Genomic DNA, 24,898 nt, shown 5'->3' on the forward strand with positions numbered 1-24,898 from the left:
GCCTATTCTAGCACATTTTGCCTAAAAAATCTCAAGCCCCAAAAACTCCCTAAACACCACGCCGTCCATTCTCATTTGTAGGGCTTGTTCTATTTGTTCTTCATCGTCAATCACCCACAACACCCGCGCATCGCTCAAATAGTCGTCTGCCAAATTTTGGTAGGTTTTAGGCTCGCTTTCTACCAAAATATAGCTGGGTTTAAAATTTTCCATCAACGCCCACTCTAAGGGGGAGCGCACACACACGGCGTATTTCACCCCGTTTTGGGTGCAATGGGCGGACAACTCAAAGGCTTTCTCATCTGTGGCGTGAAAATACACGACATCGCTCGCCAAAGTTTGGGCGATTTGCTCGGTTTCTTTGACCCGCACAAAGGGGCTTGTGGGAATTTGTGGATGCCCGAAAATCAACATGCACTCTCCTTTAAACACGCCTTAGAGCAATAGACACAGCCTTTAGCATACACCGCCTCCTCTGGCGTAACATAGGTTTTGCAATGGGCGCACTCGAGCATGTCTAGCCCCGTGTTGGGGTCGTTCTTGGGGGCTGGACTTTCATTTTGGGCCTTAGCCACAAAAACAGCCCCACCACAATGGCTAATAAAAATAACAATCTCAATTTGTCCCCTTGCGGTAAAAATACACCCGTTTGCCATAGGTGAAGCACTCTTTGGGTAAACAAGAAATCTCTTGGCTTAAGTTACTCCCTTTGTAAAAGAGAAAATGCCCGCCTTTCTCTAAAAAGGGCGCGCTCAAATCTAATAAATCTTTGGCGTTCATCAAAGCCCTAGAAGTGATTAAATCCACTTTTAAAGCGGGCAACTCTTGCAAGCGTAAGCGTTTTAGCAGCACATTGTCTAAGTTTAGATTCACCTTTAAATGGTGCAAAAACGCCATTTTTTTTGCGTTGGGTTCTAGCAAAATAAAATGGGAATGAGGGCAGGCTAGGCTTAAGGGAATGGCCGGAAAGCCCGCCCCGCTGCCTATATCTAAACAGCTTTTGAAGGGCTGGATGAAGTCTAGGACTTGCAAGCTATCAGTTATGTTGTGCTCGATGTCTTGGCGGTTTTTAGCCCCGCTCAAATTATGCACCCGATTCCACTCTAAAAGCAAGTTGCTGAATAAATCTAATTTGTCTTTCATAAGATCAACATCCCATCGCCGTAGGAATAAAAGCGGTAACGGTGTTCTATGGCGACTTTGTAGAGCTCTAAACACTTCTCTAGCCCCACCATAGAGGCGACTAACATGATTAAAGTCGATTCGGGCAAATGGAAATTTGTCAGCAAAGCACTCGCGTGTTTCACAGGATTGCCTGGGTGTAAAAAGAGGGTGCAGGGCTCATGGCTAAGGCCCCTTTTATAGTGCTCTAGTGCCCTTAAAGCGGTCGTGCCGACACATAAAATATATTTAGCATTGTCTAGGGCTTGCCATGATTGTGGGGGCACCTCCACAAACTCGGCGTGCATGGGGTGATCTCTAATGTCCTCGCTTTGTACACTTAAAAAAGTCCCCGCCCCCACATGCAAGGTAACAAAGGCGTGTTTAAAATTCTGTAATAAATGCTCCTTTGCGCTTTGGGAAAAATGCAAAGACGCTGTGGGGGCCGCGATCGCCCCTAGATTTTTAGCAAACACGCTTTGGTAGTCTTGTATGTCTGCGTTTGTGTCTAGGCGTTTTAAGTAGGGGGGGATGGGCATGTGCCCTAAGAGTTCTAGCATGGCAAGCACTTTTGCCCACTCTAAAACCCCCCCTTCATGTCTAAATGTAAGCACCCTTAAGCCATCTTTACGCACTTCGAGAACTTCACACGAATAGCCCTGCCCTAGCTCGAGTGTCAGCCCGGGACGCACCTTGCCGCGTATTTGGGCTAAACAACTTGTGGGGCTCATGGCGTGGTGTAATAAAATCTCTACGGGGCGTTTTGTGGGGGTATGGGCGCATAATCTCGCCTTCATCACCTTGGTGTCGTTTAACACCACTAAAGCATCTCTTGGAAAAAAGCTAAAGACTTCTTTGAAAGTGGCGTGGGTGATCCGACCGCTTGCCCTTTCATAGACCATTAACTTTGCGTTTTCTTTGGGGCTTATGGGGTGCGTGGCGATGAGGTGCTGGGGCAAGTCATAGCGATAGCTGGCACGCTGAAACTCTTTGGGGACATTAGGCATGGGGGGGTTCTTCGGAGTTTTCTTCTAGGGCTTCGTCAAGACTTTCTTTAGGGGCAGGATTAACCCATTTGGCAATTAAGATAGAGAGCCCATACAACCCGATTAAGGGCATTGCCATTAAAATTTGGCTCATCACATCGGGGGTGATGATCGCTGCCACAATAAAAATCGCCACAATGGCATATTTAAAGTGGGCTTTGAGCGTGGCATCGGTGATGAGTCCCACTTTTGCCAAGAAAAACGCCAAAACGGGCAATTCAAACGCCAGCCCAAAGCCTAAAATCAGGCGGGTAAAAAAGCTTACATAGCTAGAAGCCGAAATGTTCGCTTCAAACATGGTCCCCCCGAAGTTTGCCAAATAATGCATCACAAAGGGGAAGACTACATAGTAAGAAAAACAAGACCCGAGTGCGAACATCACACTTCCAAAGAACACGAAAGGCAAAACGACCTTTTTTTCATTTTTGTAAAGACCGGGGGCGATAAACAGCCATGCTTGCCAAAAAATCACGGGCATAGACACAGCTAGAGCGGTTAAAAAACTCACCTTAATGGCGACCATCACCCCTTCCACGGGCGAAATCTGTATGAGTTTGCCATGATAAGACGCTTTGATCCACGCAAAAATTTCTTGCCAAAAGCTAAAGCACAGCGCAAAGGCAAGCACCAAACAAGCGACCGAAATGATCAGACGCTTGCGCAGATCCTCTAAATGCGGTTTTAAATCTTCAAGCATCTAGGGAGCTTTTTGGGGGTTTTTCTAAACTCACTTTAGGTTTTTCTGCCTTTTCTTCTAATTCTAGGGTGTTTAGACTCTCTAGGGGGTTGCTTTTAGCGATGCTCTCCACGCTTTTTTGCAAGTCTTGCACTTCAGGCATTTGAGGGATGTTTTCTAGCTCTTGCTTTAAATCCCCCAAGGGTTTAGCTTGTTGTTTAAAGAGCTCTTGGTATTCAAGGGCTTCTTTTTTCAGCTCTTCCATGTGGATTTCCTTGTCTAGGCTCTCTTTGGCATCATTTAGCGTCTTTTTCACCGCCCTAAAAAAGCGGGCTAAATCCAACATGGCTTGGGGGAATTTGTCCTACCAAAAAAATAATGGCGACCACCACGATCACCACCAACTCAAAAATCCCATCCCAAACATTTATTGACCCTGCCTAAGTAAAAGCCCCATTATAGCACAAGCAATTTTTAACCTTTTTATGGGTTTATAAGCCACATTTTGCTATAAAATACCACTTCTGCAAGCCACTAGGTTTCAACCATTCTAAAAGCGAGGACACATGGAGAATAAAGACAATAAGGCCCCAAAAACCCCCAAAACCTCTACAAAACAACCAACCATCCAAGAAGAGTTAGAACAGCTTTTTAAAGAAGAGCAACCCAGCGTGTCTTACGAGCGCGTCATTGATATTTTGCAAAAGATCCCCAGCACTTCTCAGCTCAAAAAACTCAAAGAGTGGGCGCAAAAATACCATAAAACCTTTATCCATTCATCCGAGTACGCCCACACTTCATTATCTTCTTTGGAGCGCAAGGCCGGGCGCAAGAAACCCAAACAAATTGAGGAAGAACCTGAAGAGAATTTAGACTTTAAAGAAAAAGAGTTGCCTGAATGGTCTCGAAGTGATAGCCCTGTGCGGATGTATCTGCGGGAAATGGGCGAAATCCCCCTACTTAGCAAAGAAGAAGAGGTGCATTTAAGTAAACAGATCAAGCTGGGCGAAAACATCATTTTAGACGCGATTTGCTCTGTGCCCTATCTCATCGACTTCATTTACAACTACAAGGACGCTTTGATCAACCGCGAAAGACGGGTCAAGGAGTTGTTTAGAAACTTTGACGATGAGGGGAGCATGCCCAAAAAGGATGAAGAGGGCGAGATGGAGGAGAGCGAGGGCGAGGAAGAGGACAACCCCGAAGTAAAAAAGAATGTGTCTGAAAAGGATAAAAAGCGGGTAGAAAAAGTCCTAGAGAGCTTTAAAGCCCTCAGCAAGGCAAAAAAAGATTGGCTCAAATTCTTAAACACCCCTAAAGAGGAACAAGAAGATTCGCTTTTGCACGAATTGACTTTAGCCTACAAATGCCGCATTCTCAAAGAAAAGCTTTACGACCTAGGGCCTACAAGCAAGCTTATCAGCGAATTGGTTAAAGCCATGGAAACTTCGCTTAAAAGCGGGGATGGCTTTGAAAAAGAGCTCAAACGCTTAGAGTATAAGCTGTCCTTATTCAATGAAGCGTTGGTGGAGAACCACAAGAATATTTTAAAAAACATCACCACCATGAGTCGCGATGAGATCAGTGCGATGGCACCCGAGTCCACCATGGTGAGTGTTTACATGGAGATTAAAAAACTCTTCCAGACCAAAGAGGCGAGCGAGGACGGCTTTAATTTAGAGCCTGTGAAGTTGAAGGAGATTTTAAACCAAATCAAGCGCGGTAAGCTCATCTCCGATAAAGCCAAAAATAAAATGGCACGCTCCAACTTGCGCCTGGTGGTGAGCATCGCCAAACGCTACACTTCAAGGGGACTACCTTTCTTAGATTTGATCCAAGAGGGCAATATCGGGTTGATGAAAGCGGTGGATAAGTTTGAACATGAGAAAAATTATAAATTCTCTACTTACGCCACTTGGTGGATCAAGCAAGCTATTAGCCGTGCCATTGCCGATCAAGCCCGCACTATCCGTATCCCCATCCACATGATTGACACCATCAACCGTATCAACAAAGTGATGCGCAAGCACATGCAAGAAAATGGCAAGGAACCAGATTTGGACCTAGTGGCTAAGGAAGTGGGCTTGCCCCTTGATAAGGTCAAAAATGTGATTAAGATCACCAAAGAGCCCATCAGCCTAGAGTCGCCCGTGGGCAATGATGACGATGGCAAATTTGGCGACTTTGTGGAGGATCGCAATGTGGTCGGCTCCATGGATCACATCATGCGTGAAGATTTGAAAGCTCAAATTGACGGCGTGCTCGATCAGCTTAACGAAAGAGAAAAATCGGTGATTCGCATGCGCTTTGGGCTTTTAGAAGATGAGAGTGATCGGACTTTGGAGGAGATTGGCAAAGAGCTCAATGTTACGCGTGAAAGGGTGCGTCAGATTGAAAGCAGCGCGATTAAAAAGCTGAGAAGCCCGCAATACGGGCGCTTACTGAGAAGCTATTTGCGCATATGAAAAGCCTTCTATTCTTGTGCTTAGGCAACATTTGCCGTTCCATGCTCGCACGGGGGATTGCCACCGACATCATTAAAAAGCGGGGGCTAGATTTAGTTGTAGATGGAGCGGGCATTTCTAGCTACCATGAGGGTGAGCTGGCCCACCCGCCCATCATCGCCCTAGCCACAAGACATGGCATTGACTTAACCCCCTTTAGAAGCAAGCCCATCACCCAAAAGCTGGCAAGTAAGTTTGATCGCATTGTGGCGATGGACACAAGCAATGTTAAGGCTCTAAAGACTTTAGGCATTGCACACCCCCATGTCTGTAAGTTAGGGGATTTTGGCTTGCAAGGCGCGGACATTCCCGACCCCTACACCTACTCAGAAGAGAAAGATTTTGAAAAGGTTTACACCTTGATCGATCTAGGGGTGCAAAATCTCCTAGCCAGCTTGCATGCGTAAGGCACTGTTTGCTCTATTAGCCCTCTTGCCCCTTTTGCACGCCCATCCTGGAAGTTTGCTAGGCCTACCCCAAGAGGCGCGCCACTACTTGCCCAAGCACGCTTTACCCATCCCCCAAAGAGCCAAGCTTAAAAAATCCTATCTAGAACAATGGTACGCCCCTTGGGTAGACATGCAGGCGATGGACGACCTCAACAAAGTTTTTTGGATGCAAGACACCTTACATAGGGTGGGCTATGATAAAAATCTACAGCCCTACACCTCAGATCGCTTGCAGGCCATCCTAGAGGACATGGACATGCCCCACTACCCGAGCGTGGAGCTTAGGGCGGTGGTGATCGCCGATGCCAATGTGCGGGCAGTGCCTAGCGATGCCCCCTATTATCTCAAAGACGGACAGCCCTTTGATCGCTGGCAAAACTCCATGATCTTTGCGGGCACCCCCGTGCTCATCACCCACTACAACAAGGCCAAAACCTACGCCCATATCCAAAGCTCTTTTGTGTTCGGTTGGGTGCGTTTAGATAAACTTGCCGCCATTAGCTCCAAACAAATGCAAACCTTTTTACACTTTAGGCATTATTTAACCCCCACAAAAGACAAAGTCCCTTTGACTAATGGAAGCGTGGCGCACATGGGCGAAATTTTCATTAAAGTCCCCCACCACTTTAAGCAGGTTTACACCTACGCTAAGGATACTAAGGGCTTTGTGAAATTAATCCCCACCCCTTTGCACTCTCCCCACTTCACTCCCTTCCCCCGCCCCTTCACCCAAAGAGCGATGGCGGTGGTGATCGACACCATGCTAGGCCAACCCTATGGCTGGGGCGGGGCGGAGCAAAAGCGCGATTGCTCGGCTTTTACAAGGGATAGCTTTGCAAGTTTTGGGATATTGCTCCCCCGCAACTCTTTAGCCCAAGTGCGCTATGCCAACAACATGGTGGATTTAAGCCATCTGGCCCCAAGAAAAAAGGAAGCCTACATCATCAAGCACGCCACCCCCTTTGCCACGATTTTATGGCTGAAAGGGCACATCATGCTCTACTTGGGCGCAAAGCACCATAGGGCGATTGTGGCGCACAATGTGTGGTCTGTTTTGGTGTCTAAGGACAACGCCTATGACATTAGAAAAACGGCGATCACCACTTTAGACATCGGGCATAAACATGCCAAAAACCCCCCTTCCTTCTCGCTTTTGGCAAGGATTTTGGGCATGTCGGATTTATACCGCTATGCGCTTAAACTACCCAACAATTTTTAAAGGGCTTAAAGGTTTTCATAACTAAATGTGCTAAAATCGACCTTTACTGTTGGTAAAAAAGGACAAGAATGAACCATGAATTTGATGTGGCGATCATCGGGGGCGGGGTGTCTGGTTGTGCGGCCTTTTGGGTGCTCAGCCAATATACAGACCTTAAGAGAATCGCCATTGTAGACAAAAAAGACGCGTTGGCAAAAGTGAGTTCCAGCGCAAAAGCCAACTCACAAACTATCCACGATGGCTCGATTGAAACCAACTACACCGCCCAAAAGGCGCGCAAGGTCAAACTGTCGGCGGATAAAGTCCGCCACTATGCGCTCAACAAGGGTTTGCAAAACAAGGCGATTTTTGAGTGCCAAAAGATGGCGATCGGCGTGGGCGATGTGGAGTGCGCCTTCATCACCCAAAGGCATGAAGAGTTTCAAGAGATCTATCCGGGCCTTACTTTTTTTGACAAGAAAAAAGTCAAAGAGATCGAACCACAGGTGATCTTAGAAGACCACGGGCTAGAACGCCCTGAAAATGTTGTGGGGAGTGGGTTTGAAAAAGATTGGTGTGCGATGAACTACGCCCTGCTGAGTGAAAACTTCGTGAGCGAAGCGATGGCGATCAAGCCCCATAACCAAGTCTTTTTAAACTTCCATGTAGAAACCATTGAAAAACGGCTAGGCGACTGGGCGTTGATCTCCGATGAAACCGATGAGATTTACGCCAAATATATTTTGGTCAATGCCGGCTCTTACGCCCTGCCTCTAGCGCAATCGCTAGGCTATGGCTTGGATTTGGGCTGTATGCCTGTGGCGGGGAGTTTCTACTTTGTACCCGACTTACTGCGCGGCAAGGTTTACACCGTGCAAAACCCTAAACTGCCCTTTGCTGCCTTGCATGGCGATCCTGATGTGGTGATTAAGGGGCGCACCCGTATCGGGCCCACTGCCCTAGCCATGCCCAAATTGGAGCGCAATAAAAAACTACTCAAGGGCATCAGTTGGGAGCTGTTGAAAATGGATTTCAACGCCGATGTTTTAAACATCGTCTTTGACTTGTTTGTAGAGCGCGACATCCGCAACTATGTCTTTAAAAACATGGTTTTTGAAGTCCCCTATGTCGGCAAACGCAAATTTTTACACGATGCGCGCAAAATCATCCCCTCCCTCTCTCTCACCGATCTGCACTACGCCCATGGCTTTGGTGAAGTGCGCCCGCAGGTGCTCGATCGCACCAAGAGAAAACTCGTGCTGGGTGAAAAACGCATTAAAACCAATCAAGGCATCACTTTTAACATGACCCCCTCCCCCGGAGCAACCAGCTGTTTGCAAAACGCCCTCATCGACTCTCAAGAAATCGCTAAATACTTAGGAGTGGATTTTGCGCTCGAGCGCTTTTACGAAGACCTATCCCCCGAAGAGTTAGACACACTCTAGGCTTTAAGGCCCAAGGAGCTTTAGTAGTAGATACAAACCTCTTCCTCTAGGGCGATGCCAAAGGCGTTAAACACCCGCTCTTTGGCTAGGGCGATGAGCTTTAACGCCTCGTCAAAGTCCCCTCCCCCAAGATTGATTAAAAAATTGGCGTGTTCTTGGCTAAAGCCCACCCTCCCCAAGCGAAAGCCTCTAAGCTCCACCGCTTCTAAAAGCCTACCTGCAAAGTCGCCCGGGGGGTTTTTAAAGCAACTGCCAAAGCTAGGATTTCTAGGGTGGCAACGCATGCGCTGGCAAGCTTGTTGCACTTCTTGCCTAAAACCCTTGCGCTTTTTAAGACGGGCTTTAAACACCACGCCTTGGATGTTGCTGGTGCGGTAAGCAAAGCCCAAATCCGCCGCTTCCACCCACTGCCCATTGATGTTCAACGCCTCCACCACTTCCTTCATCTCATAGGCTTTCATGCCCGCATTCATTTTTGCCAAACCGCCCACACTCCCGGGCAACGCACCTAAGAACTCCAAGCCTTGCAAGTCGTGGCTTTTGTAGTGGCTAAAGAGTTTTTGGGCACTTGTCTTTGCCCCCACTTCTATATGCGTGCCTAAGTCGATGATGTAATCAAAGTTTTTAGACAGAATTGCTAGATTTTTGGCCTCTGGGGCGACTAAAAGATTATTTGCCAAACCGACCATCTGCACGCCAGTATAAGGGGCGCACCCGTCCAGCACTTGCACCTGCACGGGCCCACCGATTTTCACGCTGGAGTAGCGGGAAAAGTCGATCAACACTTAAGAGATCACTTTAGGGATGAGTTTAAAGAGCGTATGGGTGTAATCTAAAAGCATATTTAACATCCATGGCATGGCAAAGATGATCACCGCGATCACGGCCAAAATCTTAGGCACAAAGGATAGGGTCATCTCATTGATTTGGGTTGTGGCTTGAAAGATGCTGACAAGCAAGCCCACCACCAAGCCCACCAAGAGCACAGGCAAAGAGATCATCAAAGTGATTTTATAGGTTTCAATGGCAAGTTTCATTAATTGTGCTTCCATAAGACCCCCTTACATAAATTCTTGTAGTCGGTTTGCCCGCCCCATCCATTCCTCTAAAGTGTCCCACTTCTCATTTTTTAGCAAGTCTTGCAGCATATCCATTTCTTCTAAAAACACTCCCATCGCCTTTAAAATCTGCTCTTTATTCTGCTTAAACACACTCCGCCACATCACCGGCGAGCTTTTAGAAAGGCGACTCATGTCCTTAAAACCCCCGGCAGCTAAGGATAAAATGGTCTGCGGACTCTTTTGCGAGAGCACGACATTTGCTAGGGCATAGCTAATGGCGTGGGGCAAGTGGCTCACAAAGGCGATGTGTGCATCGTGGTTCTCGGCATCCATTTTGACAAGCTGCATGCCAAGCGCACTAAAGATTTCCTTTGCCCTCTCCACATGCTCGGGTGCGCTCTTTTCGCAATCCACGAAAATGACAATCTTGTGTTGGTAAAGCCCCTTAAGAGCAGCTTTGGGGCCGTAAAACTCTGTCCCACACATCGGGTGCGTGGCGACCACTTGGGGGCGAATTGCTTGGGGTATGGCGTGGATGATTTGCTCTTTGGCACTCCCTATTTCGATAATGGTGGTTTGCAAGCTAGGCTTAAAGTTTTGTAAAATTTTCACAATGCCATCTAACGGAGTCGCTAAGAACACCACCGCACAATGCTGCAAGGCGTGCAAGTCCACACACTCCTCCACGAGCCCCAAACTCAAAGCCATTTGGGCGTGTAAGGGATTATTATCACAGCCCAAAATACGCTTAATGCCTAGCTCGTGGCGCACTTCTTGCAAAGCAAGCCCCAAAGACCCCCCCATAAGACCCAGCCCAACGATCCCGACTTGCATTAGGGCACCAACGCCACGCCGAGCACATCTTCGATTGTCTGTACGGCTTTGATCTCCATGTGTTCTTGCACTTCTTTAGGGATGTCCTTTAAATCCCTTTTGTAGTTTTTCTCAGGAATCAGAGCGGTTTTTATGCCCGCTTTAAAGCTGGCAATGAGCTTTTCTTTGAGCCCCCCAATAGGCAAGACTCGCCCGCTTAGGGTGAGCTCACCCGTCATCGCCACATCGGAGCGCACCTTTTTCTCGCACAGAATGGACGCAATGCTAGTCGCCATGGTGATCCCCGCACTGGGACCATCTTTGGGTGTAGCCCCCTCTGGGACATGTAAATGGATGTCGTAGAGATTGTAAATTTTCTCTTTCTCTTTATCCTTGTCTTTTTCTTTGGGGCGTTTTTTCTTGCTGATCAAGACTTCTTCATCCAAAAGAGTTTTCACCACAGAGTGGGCGATTTGGGCGGACTCCTTCATCACCTCGCCTAAAGAGCCGGTGAGCTTTAAATTCCCCTTGCCCTTGATTTTCACCGATTCGATTTTGAGCACATCGCCACCCACACTCGTCCACGCTAAACCATTGACAATGCCTAGCGCATCCTCTTTATCCACAGGGTCGATCTCAAACACGATTTTGTTCAAGAAGTCGGGAACATTATCAGTGGTGATTATGGTTTTGCGGTTGCGTTTCTTGCCCTCTTCTTGGTTGTGCAAAATATTTTTAGCGCATTTGCGCATGATGGTGGCAATGGTGCGTCTTAAGCCCCGAACCCCCGCCTCTCTAGTGTATTTTTCTATGATGAGTTTCACCGCCTCGGGCGTAAACACCACCTCGCTAGGTTTCAAGGCGTGTTTTTTCAACTCTTGAGGGATTAAGTAATTAATAGCGATTTGCTCTTTCTCTTGAGGAGTGTAGCTCGACACACTAATAAATTCCATGCGATCCCTTAAGGGCGGGGGGATCGTTGAAATGTCGTTGGCTGTGGCAATGAAGATCACCTTAGATAGGTCAATATTGAAGTTGGTGTAATAATCCCTAAAGCTCGTGTTCTGTTCAGGGTCTAAAATCTCTAAAAGCGCACTCGCCGGATCGCCGCGCATGCTTTTATCGACTTTATCGATTTCATCAAGCACCATCACGCAGTCCATCTTCTTGGCTTCGATCAGACCCTGCACGATGCGCCCGGGCATAGAGCCTAAGTAAGTGCGCCGATGTCCTCTAAGTTCGTTGACATCCTCTAGACCGCCTAAAGCGATTCGCACAAGCGGGCGCTCGATGGCTTTGGCAATGGAGTTGGCTAAACTCGTTTTACCCACCCCGGGGGGACCATAAAAGCATAAAATCGTGCCTTTGGTTTCTTTATTTTCCTGCTTGCGTAGACGCATCAGCTCCATCGTGGCAAAGTACTCCACTATGCGCTCTTTAGGCTTTTCTAGGCTGTAATGGTCGGCGTTTAATTGTTTCTCCACCTCTTTAATGGAGAGCGTCTTGTCGCTGTATTGCCCAAAGGGGATGTCTAGCACCCACTCGATGTAATTTTGCAAAATCCCCACATCTGAGCTGTCTTGATGCACGCGGCTTAGGCGTTCGATCTGCTTTTTGATCTCTTTGTGGACCTCTTTGGTGATGAAAGGCTCAATGGCACTCAGTTTTTGGTAATACTCTTGGATTTCTTCATCTCGTTGCTTGTCAATACCCAGCTCTTTTTGGATTTGTTTGAGCTGTTCTTTTAGGAAGTACTCTTTGTTGACCTGCTCCATTTTACTATGGACTTTGCTCTTGATCTCTTTTTGGAGCTTTTGGGTTTTGATCTCCTCCATGACCAAATCAATCAGTCCGAGCAACCTCTCCTCGGTATCGTTGCTTGCAAAGAGCGTGTAAGATTGATCCTTCTTAAGGCGCAAGGCAGACGCGACCAAATCCACAACACGGTTGGGATCCGTGTTGTCTTCAATGGCTTTAAGCAAATCGGGGGGGAAGAACTGACTAATGTTGGCTAAATTGCCGACCTTTTCTTTAAGAATATCAATGATGGCGTTGATTTTGTCGGTGTCGTAGTCCTTGTAGGTGATGACATCCACCATTGCCTCTAGGGGGTCGGTGGACTCAATGTTTAAAATCCGCCCCTTGCAAATGCCCTGAAATAGGATTTTCATGCGGTTGTCGGGCAAGACCACCTTACGCACAATCGAGCCGATCACCCCCACATCGTAAAACTTGTCCCTATCCACCACGCCTGACTCGCCCTTAGCACAACTCACAAAAATAAGGTCGTTTCTCTCTTGTGCGGCTTTGTTTGCCGCTTTGATGTTCGCCTCGCTGTTGATGAAAATGGGGGCGATCATGAAGGGGTACATAAAGGTTTCTTCTTCTACGATCACAGGCACAACACTTGGAAACTTATCTGTCATTTTGTCCCTTACCAGTTAAAGATAGCCACATACCAAGGCATGTAGGATTTTTTAGGGTGGGTTTCTTTCTCTAAAACCTCGTCCACCCTTTCTAAATAGCGTTTCACCCCCTCTTTTTGGTGGCGTTTTCTGTAAACATTGGCGATCGCCCTGTTTAACTCATTTTGCCCTAAAATGAACTTAACCTGCATGTACTCCACTTGGTTTAAAAACCGGCTATTAGGATATTTATCCACAAAGTCGTTTAACATGCCTATGGTGTTGGACATGAACTCCTGGTCCTTGCTGTGGTTTTTAAAGGCGTAGTAGCGGGCTTGCAACTTCATATACTTGAGATAATCAATGTTATCTTGATTGCCAAAGCGTTTAATGTACTCATCAAAATAGTATTCTGCCAAAACAAACTCTTTTTTCTTTAAATGGGCTTGCCCTAGGGCGAGCATGGCATCGGGCACCAAAGGCGAGTTGATGTGCTCGCTTTGCAACGATGAATAATAATTGTCTGCGGTCTCTAGATTTAAAAACAAAATCTCACGCAAAATCCCCTGATACCAAAAGATCGCCGGCCGGTTGTAAATGGATTCTTTTGTCTTTTTAGTGCATCCAAAAAACAAGGCCAAAACCACGGCCGAGAGTAAAACTACACGCATCCTCTTCCTTAAAAGCTAAAGTTACCATTATACCAAAACCCTAAATTAATTGAATTGATTTTTTGGGGCAGTTTTAGTAAAATCCGAGACCTAAGTTACACAAATTCAAGGGTTGGTATGGTTTTTAGTGTAAAATCCCCCATTTTGGGGTTTGAAGAAGTCTCTCAAATGGACTTGGAGAAAATTGACGAAGTGTTTATGCGCCTACGCAACGCCGATGCCCCCACGCCCACCTTCACTTTGGTGAACCCCTTTGCCCTGCGCTCTTACGAATTTGAAATTCCTCTAGCTTTGCAAACGCTTTTAAACCTAGAAAAAACCCAAAATATCCTGATCGCCAATATCATGGTGATCCAAAGCCCCCTAAAAGAATCCACCATCAACTTTCTAGCCCCCTTAATCTTTAACTTCGATCACAAACTCATGGCGCAAGTGATTTTAGACAGCGTCAAATACCCCAATTACAAAATCTCAGAGAAAATCTCTAGCTTCTACCAAGAAAGGCAACCCGTTCATGATAAGTAAAATTTTATTCATCGGCTACGGACAAATCACTAGGGCAATTTTAAAGGGCATGCAGAGCGCATTAGTAGGACAATCAGTCAGCATTGTGGGCAAAGACCCTTCTAAGATTGCCCCCTTTTTAAAGCAAGAAGGGCTAGATTTTATCAACTTAAAAGCTTGCGATAAGAGCATCGATGTTACGGGTAGCGTGGTGTTTCTCACCCTAAAACCCCGCGCCCTAAGCGCATTCACCTACACAGGGCAAGCCACCGCCGTTTTAAGCGCACTCGCGGGCGTATCCCTTGAGATTTTACAAGCCCACTTGCAAGCCCCCCATTTTGTGCGCTTCATGCCCAATGTTGCCGCCTTTTTGGGGCTTTCAGCCACCACCTACTTTAGCCCCACTGCCGCCCCAAAAGAGCTCATAGACCTGCTTGCAAGCTTTGGCACAGCCGTGCAAGTGGATAAGGAGGAGTTGGTGGACGCTTCTATGGTTACTAATGGGAGTACGCTTGCTTTTTTAAGCCTATTTACCCAGGCCTTGATCGACTCCGGCGTTCGCGCGGGCTTAAAATACACCCAAGCCAAAGAACTCATCACCCAAAGCTTTAAAGGCTTTAGTGCCCTGCTTGCTACAAAGAGCCCCCAAGAGATCAGCCAAACCATCTGCACTCCTGCCGGTGCGACCATTGAGGGGCTTAGCGTGCTTGAAGAAAAGGGCGTTAGAGGGGCCATCATGCAAGCCTGCCATGCCACAGCCCAACGCTATAAACCCAAATCTTAACCCTCTAACTGTTACAAAATGTAAAACTCTGCACCTTTTTTAAGTAAAATTTTTGCTTTCATTAGCCTAACACCGACTCCTTGTATGTAATAATGCCCCCACAATAACACGAGGAGCAAACATGCACGAAGTCCACATTTACAGCGCAAAACGCACCCCCATTGGGTCTTTTAACGGCACTCTCTCCAGTGTCCCCGCCACGAAGTTAGGTTCTTTGGCGGCCGAGCAGGCCCTACACGCAAGCGGTTTTGACATCAGTTTTGTAGATAGTTGTATTGTCGGCAATGTGCTCAGCGGTGGATTAAAGCAGGCCCCGGCTAGACAAGTCGCCCTAGGCGCAAATTTGCCTAAGTCCGTAGCTTGTTGGTTGGTCAACGAGGCCTGCGGATCAGGCTTAAGAACCGTGATGCTAGGGGCGAATGAAATCGCTTTAGGACGCAGTCGGGTTGTCTTAGTGGGGGGTATGGAGAACATGAGCCTTGCCCCGCACTTGCTGATGAAAAGCCGGGCGGGTTTTAAAATGGGCGACACCGCCCTAGAGGACAGCATGCTTAAAGATGGCTTGCAAGATGCCTACAAGAAGGCACGGATGGGCGACTTTGCCGAAAATTGCGCACGCTTGAATCACTTGAGCCGCGCCGAACAAGACAATTTTGCCAAAAATAGCTACGAAAAAGCCCTAAAGGCCGTTGAAAACCACGCCTTTAAACCCGAAATGATCAGCGTGTCGCTGCGCGGACGTACGGGCGAAATCGTGGTGAGCGTGGATGAAGAGCCCACAAGGGTGAATTTTGATAAGGGCTTAAAGCTCAAACCCGTCTTTGACCCCGAGGGCACGATCACCGCTTTCAATGCCAGTAAAATCAGCGATGGGGCGAGCATGCTAGTCTTAGGCTCAGCCGACTTGTCTAAGGACACACATACAAAAGCCCTAGCCAAGATTGTGGATTATGTGTCCTTTAGCCACGACCCCCACCTTTTCACCACTGCCCCCGCTCCAGCCATTAGAAAACTCTTAAAGAACAACAACAAACAGCCCGGCGATATTGACTTATACGAAATCAGCGAGGCGTTTGCGGTGGTGGGAGTGTTGACCCAAAAGGATTTAGGCTTGAAGGATAGCCAAGTGAATGTACACGGGGGCGCGATTGCGCTAGGACATCCTATCGGGGCGAGCGGAGCTAGGATTTTAACGACTTTGGTCCATGCCTTACACACACTTATGACAAACATCTAGGTGTGGCGTGTTTGTGTGTGGGTGGAGGCGAGGCTTTGGCAATTTTAATTGAGCGGTTGTAGGTTTGGCTGTGGATAAAGTAGTCAGTACAATCCAAGAGGCGATCGCAGGCGTGCAAGATGGCATGACCATCATGTTTGGAGGCTTTGGGCTGTGTGGCATTCCCGAGAATGCTATTTTGGCTTTAAGTCAAAGTGGAATCAAAGACATCACTTGTATTTCTAACAACCCCGGGGTGGATGATTTTGGCTTAGGATTGTTGGTGAAAAACAAGCAGATTAAAAAAATGATCGCTAGCTATGTGGGCGAAAACGCCACTTTCGAGCAGCAGTTCTTGGCTGGTGAAGTGGAGGTGGAGTTTAACCCCCAGGGCACTTTAGCCGAGCGCATTAGAGCCGGCGGGGCGGGAATCCCCGGCTTTTACACGCCCACAGGGGTGGGGACAATCATCGCTGAGGGCAAGGAACATAAAGAATTCGAGGGGCGCACCTATATTTTAGAGAGAGCCCTAAAGGCGGACTTTGCCTTCATCAAAGCCCAAAAGGCGGACACCTATGGCAATTTGATCTTCAACAAAACCGCCATGAACTTTAACCCCATGATGGCCAAGGCGGCAAAAATCACAGTCGTTGAAGTGGAGGAGATTGTCCCTTTAGGGGAGCTTGACCCTAATTTTATCCATGTCCCCGGGGTGTTCGTGAATCGTATTTTTAAGGGGAGCTTTGAAAAACGCATTGAACAACTCACATTGAAAAAAGGGGAATAAATGGAGAGCGGTTGGAGCAGAGAAGAAATGGCTAAAAAGGCGGTGGAAGACATTAAGGATGGCTACTCCATTAATTTAGGGATTGGCATCCCCACCTTAGTGGCTGATTTTATCCCTAAAAATATCCGCGTGATGTTGCAGAGTGAAAACGGCTTGCTTGGCATGGGTCCTTTTCCCACAAAAGAGCAGGTGGATGCGGATTTAATCAATGCGGGCAAGCAGACCATCACTGCAAGTTTGGGGGCGAGTTATTTTAGCTCGGCCGAGAGCTTTGCGATGATAAGGGGCCAACACATCGATTTAACAATCTTAGGGGCGATGGAGGTTTCGGCTCGGGGGGACTTGGCTAGTTGGATGGTGCCGGGCAAGTTAGTCAAGGGCATGGGCGGCGCAATGGATTTAGTGGCAAGCGCAAAAAAAGTGATCGTGTTGATGCAACACACGGATAAAAAGGGCAACTGCAAACTGGTTAAAGAATGTTCTTTGCCCCTAACTGGCCCTAGGTGCGTGTCTAAGGTCATCACCAATTTAGGCGTGTTTGCCGTGCAAGAGGGGTGCTTTATCCCCCTAGAGTTGGCACCGGGTGTTACAAACCCACCCTTACCTTGAAGGAGGTGTGCCGAAGAAAAATGTGTGGATTTTTAGCAGGTATTTGAAGATGGGTCTAAATTACGAAAGGAAACAGATGAAGTACTTAATCAACCTAGACAATGGCGGGACTTTGACAGATATTTGTGTGGTGCGTGGCTCAGAGGTGCGCTACACCAAAACCCTAACCACCCCAGTGGATCTCTCCGAGTGTTTTTTTAAGGGAATCACTAAGGCGAGTGAAGAGATTTTTGGCCCCGATGGCTTTGTTAAACTTTTACACAGCACAGACCTGATTCGCTACTCATCCACGCAGGGCACCAACGCCTTAGTGGAGCGCAAAGGCCCTAAACTAGGGCTCATCACCAACGATGCCGCTTTGGCAACGAAGCTCACCAAAAGCCCACAGCAACAAGAGTTGTTTAGTAGTTTGGTGGGCAATCGGGTCTTTGTGATCGGGGATTTGGAGGGTGAGAACTTCGAGGCGGATTTGGCCAACGCCGTGAATACCCTCACGAATAAAGGGGCAGAGCGGCTCGTGGTCGCCATTGAAGATAAAAACGATGAAAAGTCTTTCAAACACGCCTTTTTATTGCAATTTCCTAGACACCTATTAGGCTCTGTACCTGTGCTTTTTTCTTGGGAATTCACCAACGACACCAGCCGCACCCGGCGCATTTGGTCGGCACTGCTCAATAGCTTCTTGCACCCCACAATGGAGCGTTTTCTATACTCTGCTGAGCACCGCTTGCGCGCCCATAAGGTCAAAAATCCGCTTTTGATCTACCGCAACGATGGGGCATCTTCACGAGTGGCTAAGTCTGTGGCTTTAAAAACCTACTCTTCAGGCCCTAGAGGGGGGATTGAGGGCACGAAAGCCCTTGCTAAAGCTTATGGCTTTAACCATGTCTTGATGGTGGATGTAGGGGGGACAACCTCGGATGTGGGTGAAGTGGAAACGCACAAGATCAAGACCGAGAGGCGCGGACATATTGAAGGGGTGCAGGTTTCTTTTGAACTCAGCGATGTCAAGTCCTTTGGCGTGGGTGGGGGATCTATTTTTAGACTAAACGACCGGGGCGAGATTTTAGTGGGTCCTGATAGCGTGGGCGCAGCTCCCGGGCCAGCTTGCTTTGGCTTTGGGGGCAAGGAGGCGACCATCACCGATGTCAATGTGGCACTAGGCATCATCGATCCGGACACTTATTTAAACGGGCAACAAAAGCTAGACAAGGAGCGGGCAATCCAAGCCATCAATGAAAAAATCGCCAAACCCTTGGGGCTGAAGTTTGAAGAGGCTTTGTTTAAAATGGAGGAAGCGTATGCCAAAAGGCTTGCTGCGTGTTTGAAAAAGCAGGTTCAGCAAGATACGGTGCTCGCCGCCTTTGGGGGCGGTGGTCCTATGAGTGCTTGCTTAGCGGCTAAAAAAGCCGGCATTAAACGGGTGATTGTGCCTAAATTGGCGGCGGTGTTCTCTGCCTATGGGATCAGCTTTTCGGATGTGGCGCAGACCTTTGAACATGACATTACGGGTTTGAACAAACACGAGATTGAGAAAATCAAGATCCAGATGCAAGAGCGCGCTAAGCGGCACATGTTTCAAGAGGGGTATGACTTTGAGGATTGCCAGGGTGTGTGGCGGGTGATTGTAGAAAACACCGATGGGTCTGAGGCTTATAGCACAAGCCTAGAGGACACCGCCCAAATCAACAAAGATCAAAAACGCATTTTGTCTTACAATGTCCGCTACGAACTCTCTCACCCAAGCCTACACGCCAGCCTGCCTAAGCGCAAAGTCGGGCCTAAAGTGAGTGGGACAAGAAATGTGATGGGCTTGGATGGCGTGCACCAAGAAGTGGTTTTGGTGTTAGAAAAACAAGAGATGGGGGCTTATATGGAGGGGCCCGCCATCGTAGAGGGTCCCTTTTTCACCGCTAGGGTGCCCGAAGGGTGGAGCTTGAGTGTGACTGACAACGGCGATTTGATTTTAGAAGACTTAAAAGCTTAAGGAGAAACCATGCGCGTTCCAATGACCGAATACTTGATGATCGATTTAAACAGCGAGAGATGGTTGTGCCGCGTGTGTGGGCATGACTTTGGCGATGCGAGAGACACCTACAAAAAGGGCACACTCATTTATGACCGCAACCCAGAGGAGATCCACCCGCCTATTTTAGACCCCAAACGCTACCAATACACCTTCTCTCCCGATCCCAAGTTCTGCCGCATTTACGAGTATTATTGCCCCACTTGCGGGACTCAGATTGAAACCGAGTATGTCCCCCCAAACTACCCCCCCACCATCGACATGCTTTGGGACATCGACGACCTTAAAAGGCGCTGGAAAGAGATCGGGCAAGACCCCGAAACTTCTGTGCATTATGGTCCAGGCGAAAACGCCCAAGCCGATTTGCGGGCTAAGTTTGACACCAAAGACAACAAATAAGGAGGTTGCATGAGACGCATTTCTGTAGACATTGGCGGGACTTTCACGGATTGTTTCTTTGCGTGGGACGATAAATACATCGAATCCAAATCTCTAACCACCCATCACAACCTATCTCTAGGCTTTAACGCCGCATTAGACAACGCCTGCAAAATTGCCGGCCTCACTAGAGAGCAAGTGCTCAAAGAGGTCGACAGCGTGCGCTACGCCACCACGCTCGGCACGAATGCCTTGATTGAGGGCAAGGGTCCTAGGGTGGCTGCGATCGTTACCCATGGCTTTGAAGACACGATCCACCTCTCAAGGGGTAAGGGCTATGGTGAGGGGCTAGATGTTACCGAGCAGGGCAACATGCCAAACGCGCAACGCCCTGATCCAATAGTGCCTAGGCGCATGGTGCGCTCGGTCAAGGAGAGGGTGGATAGCGTGGGTGAAATCCTCGTGCCTTTGCAAAAAGAAGATGTACGTAAGCAGGTGCGCGATTTGGTCGATCACGGGGCACAAGCGATTGTGGTGGCTCTGACTAATGCCACTGAAAACCCCAGCCATGAGCAATTGGTGCTAGAAACCATCTTAGAAGAATACCCCGCCCACGAATTAGGCGCAATCCCCGTGATTTTAAGTTCACAAGTCTCTGGGCGCAAGGGTGAGTATGTGCGCGCCAACACGACCATCATCGATGCGTTTTTATACGAAATCATGTTCCACGCTTTGGGGCAATTAAGCTCCAATCTACGCGATAGCGGTTATGGCAAGCCGATGTTGGTGATCCACAACAGCGGCGGGATGGCGCAAAGCAACTCTACCGATAGCCTACAAACCATCCACTCTGGACCCGTAAGTGGGGTGAGTGCGTCCCAGCACTTGTCTGAAACCACAGACATTGGCAATGTGGTGTGTATGGACATGGGTGGGACTTCTTTTGACATTGGGATTTTACCCAAAGGCGGGGTCAAACACTATGACTTCCAGCCCGTGATCTGCCGCTGGCTCGTAACCTTGCCGATGATCCACCTAAACACTCTAGGGGCGGGTGGCGGGTCGATCGCCACCTACGATCGCATCCACCAAGCCGTTAAGGTGGGTCCAGAGAGCGCGGGCTCTGATCCCGGTCCTGCTTGCTACGATCGCGGTGGCTTGAACCCCACGGTTACGGATGCTGACTTACTTTTAGGCTATTTGGATCCGGACAATTACGCCAATGGGGTGATCAAGCTCAATCCCAAACGATCTAAATTTGTGATTGAGGACAAGCTGTGCGATCAGCTCGATTTAGATGTGATCGAGGTGGCTAAGGTGATTAAGCGCACGGTGGACGAGCAAATGGCGATCGGCATTGAAATGGAGCTTAGAAAAAATGGGGGCAATGTGGATGAATTCACCATGGTTGCTTACGGGGGCAATGGTCCTTTGCATGCCTGCGGGATCGCCTACCATGCGGGGATTTCTAAAATCCTATTCCCCCCCTTTGCTTCTGTCTTTTCTGCGCTTGGGGCGGGCAATATGAAGCCCTTGCATATCCACGAGCGCAGTGGTTACATCGTGCTTTACGAGCCCATTGAGCGTAAACTCTTTGATGAATACGATCGCATGAACGAATACATCGAAGAGTTAGAACGCAAAGGCAAAGAGGACTTGAAACGGCAAGGTTACGACATCTCAGGCGTGCAACACCGCCTAGAGATGGACATGCGCTATGGTAACCAACGCGTTACGACTTCTGTGGTGCTTGACATTAACCGCTTTAACCATGTGGGCGATGTCTTGCGCGCGATCCGCACCTTCTCAGATGTCTATGCTAAACGCTATGGTAAGGGAGTGGAAGCTCCAGAAGCGGGCGTGCGCGTGCAAACTGTGCGTGTAGCGACCTACATTGAAACCGATGTGGTGCAATTCAAAGAGCTCTACACCGATCACAAGCGCACCACCCCTCCGGCTAAAAGCCACCGCAAAGTCCACTATGTGGATGAAAAAGAGCCGATTGACACGCCTATTTACGATGAAAGTGTGCTCACAGCTGATTATGTGATTCATGGGCCGGCCATCGTGACTACAAAAAGCACAACCTATTTGGTCGAAAAGAATTGGCGTATCGAGCCCACCCCACAAGGGGCGGTTTGGTTGCTTAAAGACAATGTCAATGCAAAATAAGGAGACACCCATGCCAAATAACAAGAAAGGGACACATGTCCATGCCCACAACCACCCCCACGCCCACAACCACCACGCTCACGAAAAGGAGAAAAAGGAATTAAGTGCTGAGGAGCAGGCTTGGGTCGATGACTTCATGAACGAAACTACGCTCTTTTTAGGACCCGATCCTAAAATCATGCGCCACCACTCCATCGCCAAACGCACGCCCTTAGAAGAAGAGGTGCTTAAAAAAGGGGGCGATCCCTTGCTTTATGACAGGATTCGCCGCCGCTTAAGTGGCTCGCTCGATGAAGCCTTTGAAATGTGCGAGAGCATGGGGGCAGCCCCGGGGGCTAAATGGGCGGATTTATCCGTAGCGGTTTATACAGCAAGTGGGGATGTGTGCTACATGTCTAACCGCGGGGTGATCGCCTTTGCCGCCGTCTTGCACCACCCCATCCGCTATATCATGAAATACTGGAAAGACGAACCCACCGTGGGCATTCACGAAGGCGATGGGTTTTTCCACAACGATGCACGCTTTGGGTGCGTGCACAACACAGATCAGTCCATGCTCACTCCGGTGATTAGAAATGGCGAGATCATCGCCTGGGTGGGCGCAACCATTCACGAGGGAGAAAAACGGAGCGTGCGAGCCGGGCGGGATGCCTTCAGGCTCAGAAACGCCCTTTGATGATGGTCTACGCGGTAGCCCGATGAAGATCGTCGAGCGGGGCAAATTGCGCCGCGACTTGCTGACCTTCTTGCAGCACTCCACGCGCGATCCAAAGCTCATGCTGGCTGACATTAAGGTCAAAATGGGGGCGGTGCGCCGGGTGATGGACATTGTGGATCGTATGATTGATGAATACGGGATCGATGCCTTTGTGGGGGCGATTCGTATGACAGTCGAGGATGTGGAAAATGAAGTGCGCCGCCGCATCGCTGCTATGCCCGATGGCATGGTAACCGTCGAGCAATTTGTCGACTCCACGCTCAAAGAAAATATCTTGATCAAATTTGCGTGCAAAATCACAGTCAAGGGCGATCACATGACCGTGGATTTAAGAGGCTCGGGCAAAGAGATCATCAACCGCGCCATCAATTCGCCTCTAGCGTCTACAAAAGCCTTTTTCGCCCAAGCGATTTTAAACCACTGGTGGCCTGATTTGCCCCGCTCTACCGGTGCACTCTCTCCCATTGAGATCATCTCCGATGAGGGCACTTGGGGGGATTGCTCTTATGATGCGCCCAATGGGCAGAACTTGCAGGCTTCTTTTAGGGCGTTTAGTGCGCTGCAAATCGCCTACGCTAAATTGCAATTCTCCATGCACACCAAATACGCCAATGTGCTCGCTCCGTGGTTTAACCAAATCAACGACTTCTTATGGGGCGGGGAAACCCAACACGGCGAACAAGTCGGCAATCTGTGCGCCGATCTGAATGGCATGGGCGGGGGCGCGAAAGCCTTTAGAGATGGCGAGGATGCGGTCGCACCACTTTTCTGTGCGATGGCAGACATTGGCGAACAAGAGGTGATGGAAGAGGAAGTGCCCTTTTTGCAATTAGTCAGCAAACGGGTGGTGCGCGACAACCAAGGCTTTGGCAAGTACCGTGGCGGGATGGGCTATGAAATGATTGTGGCAGCACGCAACACACCCGAGTGGGGCTTTATGACCGTAACCTCTGGGGCGAAATTCTCCAGCGTGCCCGGGCTCTTTGGGGGCTATGGGTGCGCCACTTACCCCTTAGCGATGGTTAAAGGCATTAACATTTTTGACATCATCAAGAAAAACCCTGAAGAGTTTGACCTGTCTATGGAGCGGGTGATGAATGAGCGCCCTTTTAAAGGCGGGGTTTACACCACTTACCACATGGGCTTGCAATTTGACCGCTCTCAAGAGGGCGAGTTGTATATGATCGCGCAAGGCTGCGGGGGTGGCTATGGCGATGTCTTAGAGCGCGACCCTGAGCTGGTCATGGAGGATTTGCAAATCGGACGCATTTCTGAACATGTCGCCTCCGAGATTTATAAAGTCGTGTGGGATAAGGAAACCTTCGTGGTGGATGTGGAGGCCACGGCTAAGTTGCGTGCCAATGAGCGCAAAGCCCGCTTAAAAAGGGCTTGCCCTACGATGAGTTTGTCAAAAAGCATGTCAAGGATGAGCCGCCCAAAGACCTTTACTACTACGGCTCTTGGGGCGAGGAAAACCCAGAAGAGTTGATCGCCACCGTGTGGGATCACCACGGACCCAAACGCATTAAAGCCAAGCTCAAAGACATCCCCCTCGTGGTGATGCCTAACCGCCATGTAGTCAAGATCGCGCAATTGGAAAAACGCGTGGAGGAGCTCGAGATCAAATACGAGGGCGGGGTGAAACCTAAATTAGTTTAGCCTTTTTAGTTTAGCCTTTATCGCCAAGCTTTAGGGCTTGGCTAGCTATAAGCTTATGGGGGTTATTCCTAGGTTTTAGATTCGCTTATTGAGCCCCTGCCTGTTCTGTTTCATTGTGGACTTGACAGTTTCTGCCACCCACTTAAAATCCATAAGCCCATCTTTGCGCCTTTTTGTGTTTACTTTTGGCTAGCAAGATGTTTGCTTATTGCTCTAAGAGTTTTAGGGCGTTTGCTGCAACTTCTTGCCGCAATTGTGTAGGACTTCAGGGGGAGGTTTTGTGATTCTTAAATGCTTAAATTTGTCTCGCAGGAGTTGTTATCTTTACCTGTAAGGGTGGATTGACATAAAAATCTTTCTAGCACAGACTTTAAAGGGTTTAAGTGCTCAAGACTTATCTACTTGACATGTTTAATTTAAGATGTGCGCGATGTTGGTGACGCAGATGGAGTTTTAATTTATCAAACGACTTTTGTTGCTCCTCTTATGAGAGCATATTCTATGCAAAGAGTGAAAAGGGCCGCATAGTAAACAAATGTTGGTGTAAGTTTGTTAAAGTATAGGTGTTTTACGCTAAATACGCTCAGTATGAGGGAGAACATGAAAAAGCCCACAG

The 24,898-nt window shown here is 48.5% G+C and carries 26 protein-coding genes; 15 read left to right on the plus strand and 11 right to left on the minus strand.

The genetic code is table 11. From position 1 onward, the window contains the following. Positions 1-21 precede the first annotated feature (21 nt). The 6 genes from QUE23_RS05315 to QUE23_RS05340 are packed head-to-tail and all read right to left on the minus strand — an operon-like array spanning position 22 to position 3,199. On the minus strand, positions 22-414 hold the full coding sequence (locus tag QUE23_RS05315; protein ID WP_286348065.1) for a hypothetical protein: 393 nt from the start codon (positions 412-414) through the stop codon (positions 22-24). After that, positions 408-575 carry a PP0621 family protein gene (locus QUE23_RS05320; RefSeq protein ID WP_286348066.1) on the minus strand — a complete coding sequence of 56 codons (168 nt, stop codon included), beginning with the start codon at positions 573-575 and terminating at the stop codon, positions 408-410. Before QUE23_RS05320 ends, QUE23_RS05315 begins: the two co-directional genes overlap by 7 nt. A 40-nt stretch (positions 576-615) precedes the next feature. Then, positions 616-1,143 carry a 16S rRNA (guanine(527)-N(7))-methyltransferase RsmG gene (gene rsmG, locus QUE23_RS05325; RefSeq protein WP_286348067.1) on the minus strand — a complete coding sequence of 176 codons (528 nt, stop codon included), beginning with the start codon at positions 1,141-1,143 and terminating at the stop codon, positions 616-618. Beyond that, a complete protein-coding gene (gene queA, locus QUE23_RS05330) occupies positions 1,140-2,168 on the minus strand; it encodes a tRNA preQ1(34) S-adenosylmethionine ribosyltransferase-isomerase QueA (protein WP_286348068.1) in 1,029 nt (342 codons plus the stop codon). The genes rsmG and queA overlap by 4 nt, the downstream gene beginning before the upstream one ends. Beyond that, positions 2,161-2,904, minus strand: coding sequence for a twin-arginine translocase subunit TatC (gene tatC / locus QUE23_RS05335; protein ID WP_286348069.1), 744 nt, complete (start codon positions 2,902-2,904; stop codon positions 2,161-2,163). Before tatC ends, queA begins: the two co-directional genes overlap by 8 nt. After that, entirely contained in the window at positions 2,897-3,199 is a 303-nt protein-coding gene (locus QUE23_RS05340; RefSeq protein WP_434801973.1) for a Sec-independent protein translocase protein TatB, read from the minus strand. Before QUE23_RS05340 ends, tatC begins: the two co-directional genes overlap by 8 nt. A gap of 250 nt (positions 3,200-3,449) precedes the next feature. Here QUE23_RS05340 and rpoD point away from each other — a divergent pair, with 250 nt between their 5' ends. From rpoD to QUE23_RS05360, 4 genes are all read left to right on the plus strand, one after another. Next, entirely contained in the window at positions 3,450-5,348 is a 1,899-nt protein-coding gene (gene rpoD / locus QUE23_RS05345; protein WP_286348070.1) for an RNA polymerase sigma factor RpoD, read from the plus strand. Beyond that, entirely contained in the window at positions 5,345-5,794 is a 450-nt protein-coding gene (locus QUE23_RS05350; protein ID WP_286348071.1) for a low molecular weight protein-tyrosine-phosphatase, read from the plus strand. The genes rpoD and QUE23_RS05350 overlap by 4 nt, the downstream gene beginning before the upstream one ends. Further along, on the plus strand, positions 5,787-7,055 hold the full coding sequence (locus QUE23_RS05355; protein WP_286348072.1) for a C40 family peptidase: 1,269 nt from the start codon (positions 5,787-5,789) through the stop codon (positions 7,053-7,055). Before QUE23_RS05350 ends, QUE23_RS05355 begins: the two co-directional genes overlap by 8 nt. Before the next feature lie 68 nt (positions 7,056-7,123). Continuing rightward, a complete protein-coding gene (locus tag QUE23_RS05360; protein ID WP_286348073.1) occupies positions 7,124-8,479 on the plus strand; it encodes an FAD-dependent oxidoreductase in 1,356 nt (451 codons plus the stop codon). Between the two features lie 20 nt (positions 8,480-8,499). Here QUE23_RS05360 and QUE23_RS05365 read toward each other — a convergent pair whose 3' ends face one another. The 5 genes from QUE23_RS05365 to bamD are packed head-to-tail and all read right to left on the minus strand — an operon-like array spanning position 8,500 to position 13,429. Beyond that, positions 8,500-9,264, minus strand: coding sequence for a UDP-N-acetylmuramate dehydrogenase (locus QUE23_RS05365; RefSeq protein WP_286348074.1), 765 nt, complete (start codon positions 9,262-9,264; stop codon positions 8,500-8,502). Then, positions 9,265-9,531, minus strand: coding sequence for a flagellar biosynthesis protein FliQ (gene fliQ / locus QUE23_RS05370; protein ID WP_286348075.1), 267 nt, complete (start codon positions 9,529-9,531; stop codon positions 9,265-9,267). It abuts the gene before it with no gap. A 9-nt stretch (positions 9,532-9,540) separates the two neighbouring features. Continuing rightward, a complete protein-coding gene (locus tag QUE23_RS05375) occupies positions 9,541-10,374 on the minus strand; it encodes a prephenate dehydrogenase (protein WP_286348076.1) in 834 nt (277 codons plus the stop codon). Next, positions 10,374-12,779 (minus strand): endopeptidase La, encoded by a 2,406-nt coding sequence (lon, locus tag QUE23_RS05380; RefSeq protein ID WP_286348077.1) that lies wholly within the window; start codon positions 12,777-12,779, stop codon positions 10,374-10,376. Before lon ends, QUE23_RS05375 begins: the two co-directional genes overlap by 1 nt. An 8-nt stretch (positions 12,780-12,787) precedes the next feature. Next, positions 12,788-13,429: an outer membrane protein assembly factor BamD gene (bamD, locus tag QUE23_RS05385; RefSeq protein WP_286348078.1), complete on the minus strand. Its 642-nt coding sequence runs from the start codon at positions 13,427-13,429 to the stop codon at positions 12,788-12,790. A 117-nt stretch (positions 13,430-13,546) separates the two neighbouring features. Here bamD and fliW point away from each other — a divergent pair, with 117 nt between their 5' ends. The 11 genes from fliW to QUE23_RS05440 all read left to right on the plus strand — a co-directional run bounded on the left by fliW (position 13,547) and on the right by QUE23_RS05440 (position 24,282). Beyond that, complete coding sequence (fliW, locus tag QUE23_RS05390) at positions 13,547-13,954, plus strand: flagellar assembly protein FliW (RefSeq protein WP_286348079.1); 408 nt, start codon at positions 13,547-13,549, stop codon at positions 13,952-13,954. Then, entirely contained in the window at positions 13,944-14,717 is a 774-nt protein-coding gene (locus tag QUE23_RS05395) for a pyrroline-5-carboxylate reductase (RefSeq protein WP_286348080.1), read from the plus strand. The genes fliW and QUE23_RS05395 overlap by 11 nt, the downstream gene beginning before the upstream one ends. A 121-nt stretch (positions 14,718-14,838) precedes the next feature. Next, entirely contained in the window at positions 14,839-15,954 is a 1,116-nt protein-coding gene (locus tag QUE23_RS05400; protein WP_286348081.1) for a thiolase family protein, read from the plus strand. Positions 15,955-16,078: 124 nt separating this feature from the next. Beyond that, entirely contained in the window at positions 16,079-16,720 is a 642-nt protein-coding gene (locus QUE23_RS05405; RefSeq protein WP_353622244.1) for a CoA transferase subunit A, read from the plus strand. After that, positions 16,721-17,329, plus strand: a complete 609-nt coding sequence (locus QUE23_RS05410; protein WP_286348083.1) for a 3-oxoacid CoA-transferase subunit B — start codon at positions 16,721-16,723, stop codon at positions 17,327-17,329. Positions 17,330-17,405: 76 nt separating this feature from the next. After that, complete coding sequence (locus tag QUE23_RS05415) at positions 17,406-19,316, plus strand: hydantoinase/oxoprolinase family protein (protein WP_286348084.1); 1,911 nt, start codon at positions 17,406-17,408, stop codon at positions 19,314-19,316. Positions 19,317-19,325: 9 nt separating this feature from the next. After that, entirely contained in the window at positions 19,326-19,754 is a 429-nt protein-coding gene (locus tag QUE23_RS05420) for an acetone carboxylase subunit gamma (RefSeq protein WP_286348085.1), read from the plus strand. 9 nt (positions 19,755-19,763) lie between these two features. Continuing rightward, the gene (locus tag QUE23_RS05425) at positions 19,764-21,905 is read left to right on the plus strand and encodes a hydantoinase/oxoprolinase family protein (RefSeq protein WP_286348086.1); all 2,142 of its coding nucleotides are present in this window, start codon (positions 19,764-19,766) and stop codon (positions 21,903-21,905) included. A gap of 10 nt (positions 21,906-21,915) precedes the next feature. Further along, positions 21,916-22,581: a hydantoinase B/oxoprolinase family protein gene (locus tag QUE23_RS05430; RefSeq protein WP_286348087.1), complete on the plus strand. Its 666-nt coding sequence runs from the start codon at positions 21,916-21,918 to the stop codon at positions 22,579-22,581. Continuing rightward, positions 22,553-24,112 (plus strand): hydantoinase B/oxoprolinase family protein, encoded by a 1,560-nt coding sequence (locus QUE23_RS05435; protein WP_286348088.1) that lies wholly within the window; start codon positions 22,553-22,555, stop codon positions 24,110-24,112. Before QUE23_RS05430 ends, QUE23_RS05435 begins: the two co-directional genes overlap by 29 nt. Continuing rightward, the gene (locus tag QUE23_RS05440; RefSeq protein WP_286348089.1) at positions 24,013-24,282 is read left to right on the plus strand and encodes a hypothetical protein; all 270 of its coding nucleotides are present in this window, start codon (positions 24,013-24,015) and stop codon (positions 24,280-24,282) included. Before QUE23_RS05435 ends, QUE23_RS05440 begins: the two co-directional genes overlap by 100 nt. Positions 24,283-24,898 lie beyond the last annotated feature (616 nt).

It is taken from the genome of Helicobacter felistomachi (genome assembly GCF_030296895.1).
GTDB classification, from domain to species: Bacteria; Campylobacterota; Campylobacteria; order Campylobacterales; family Helicobacteraceae; genus Helicobacter; species Helicobacter felistomachi.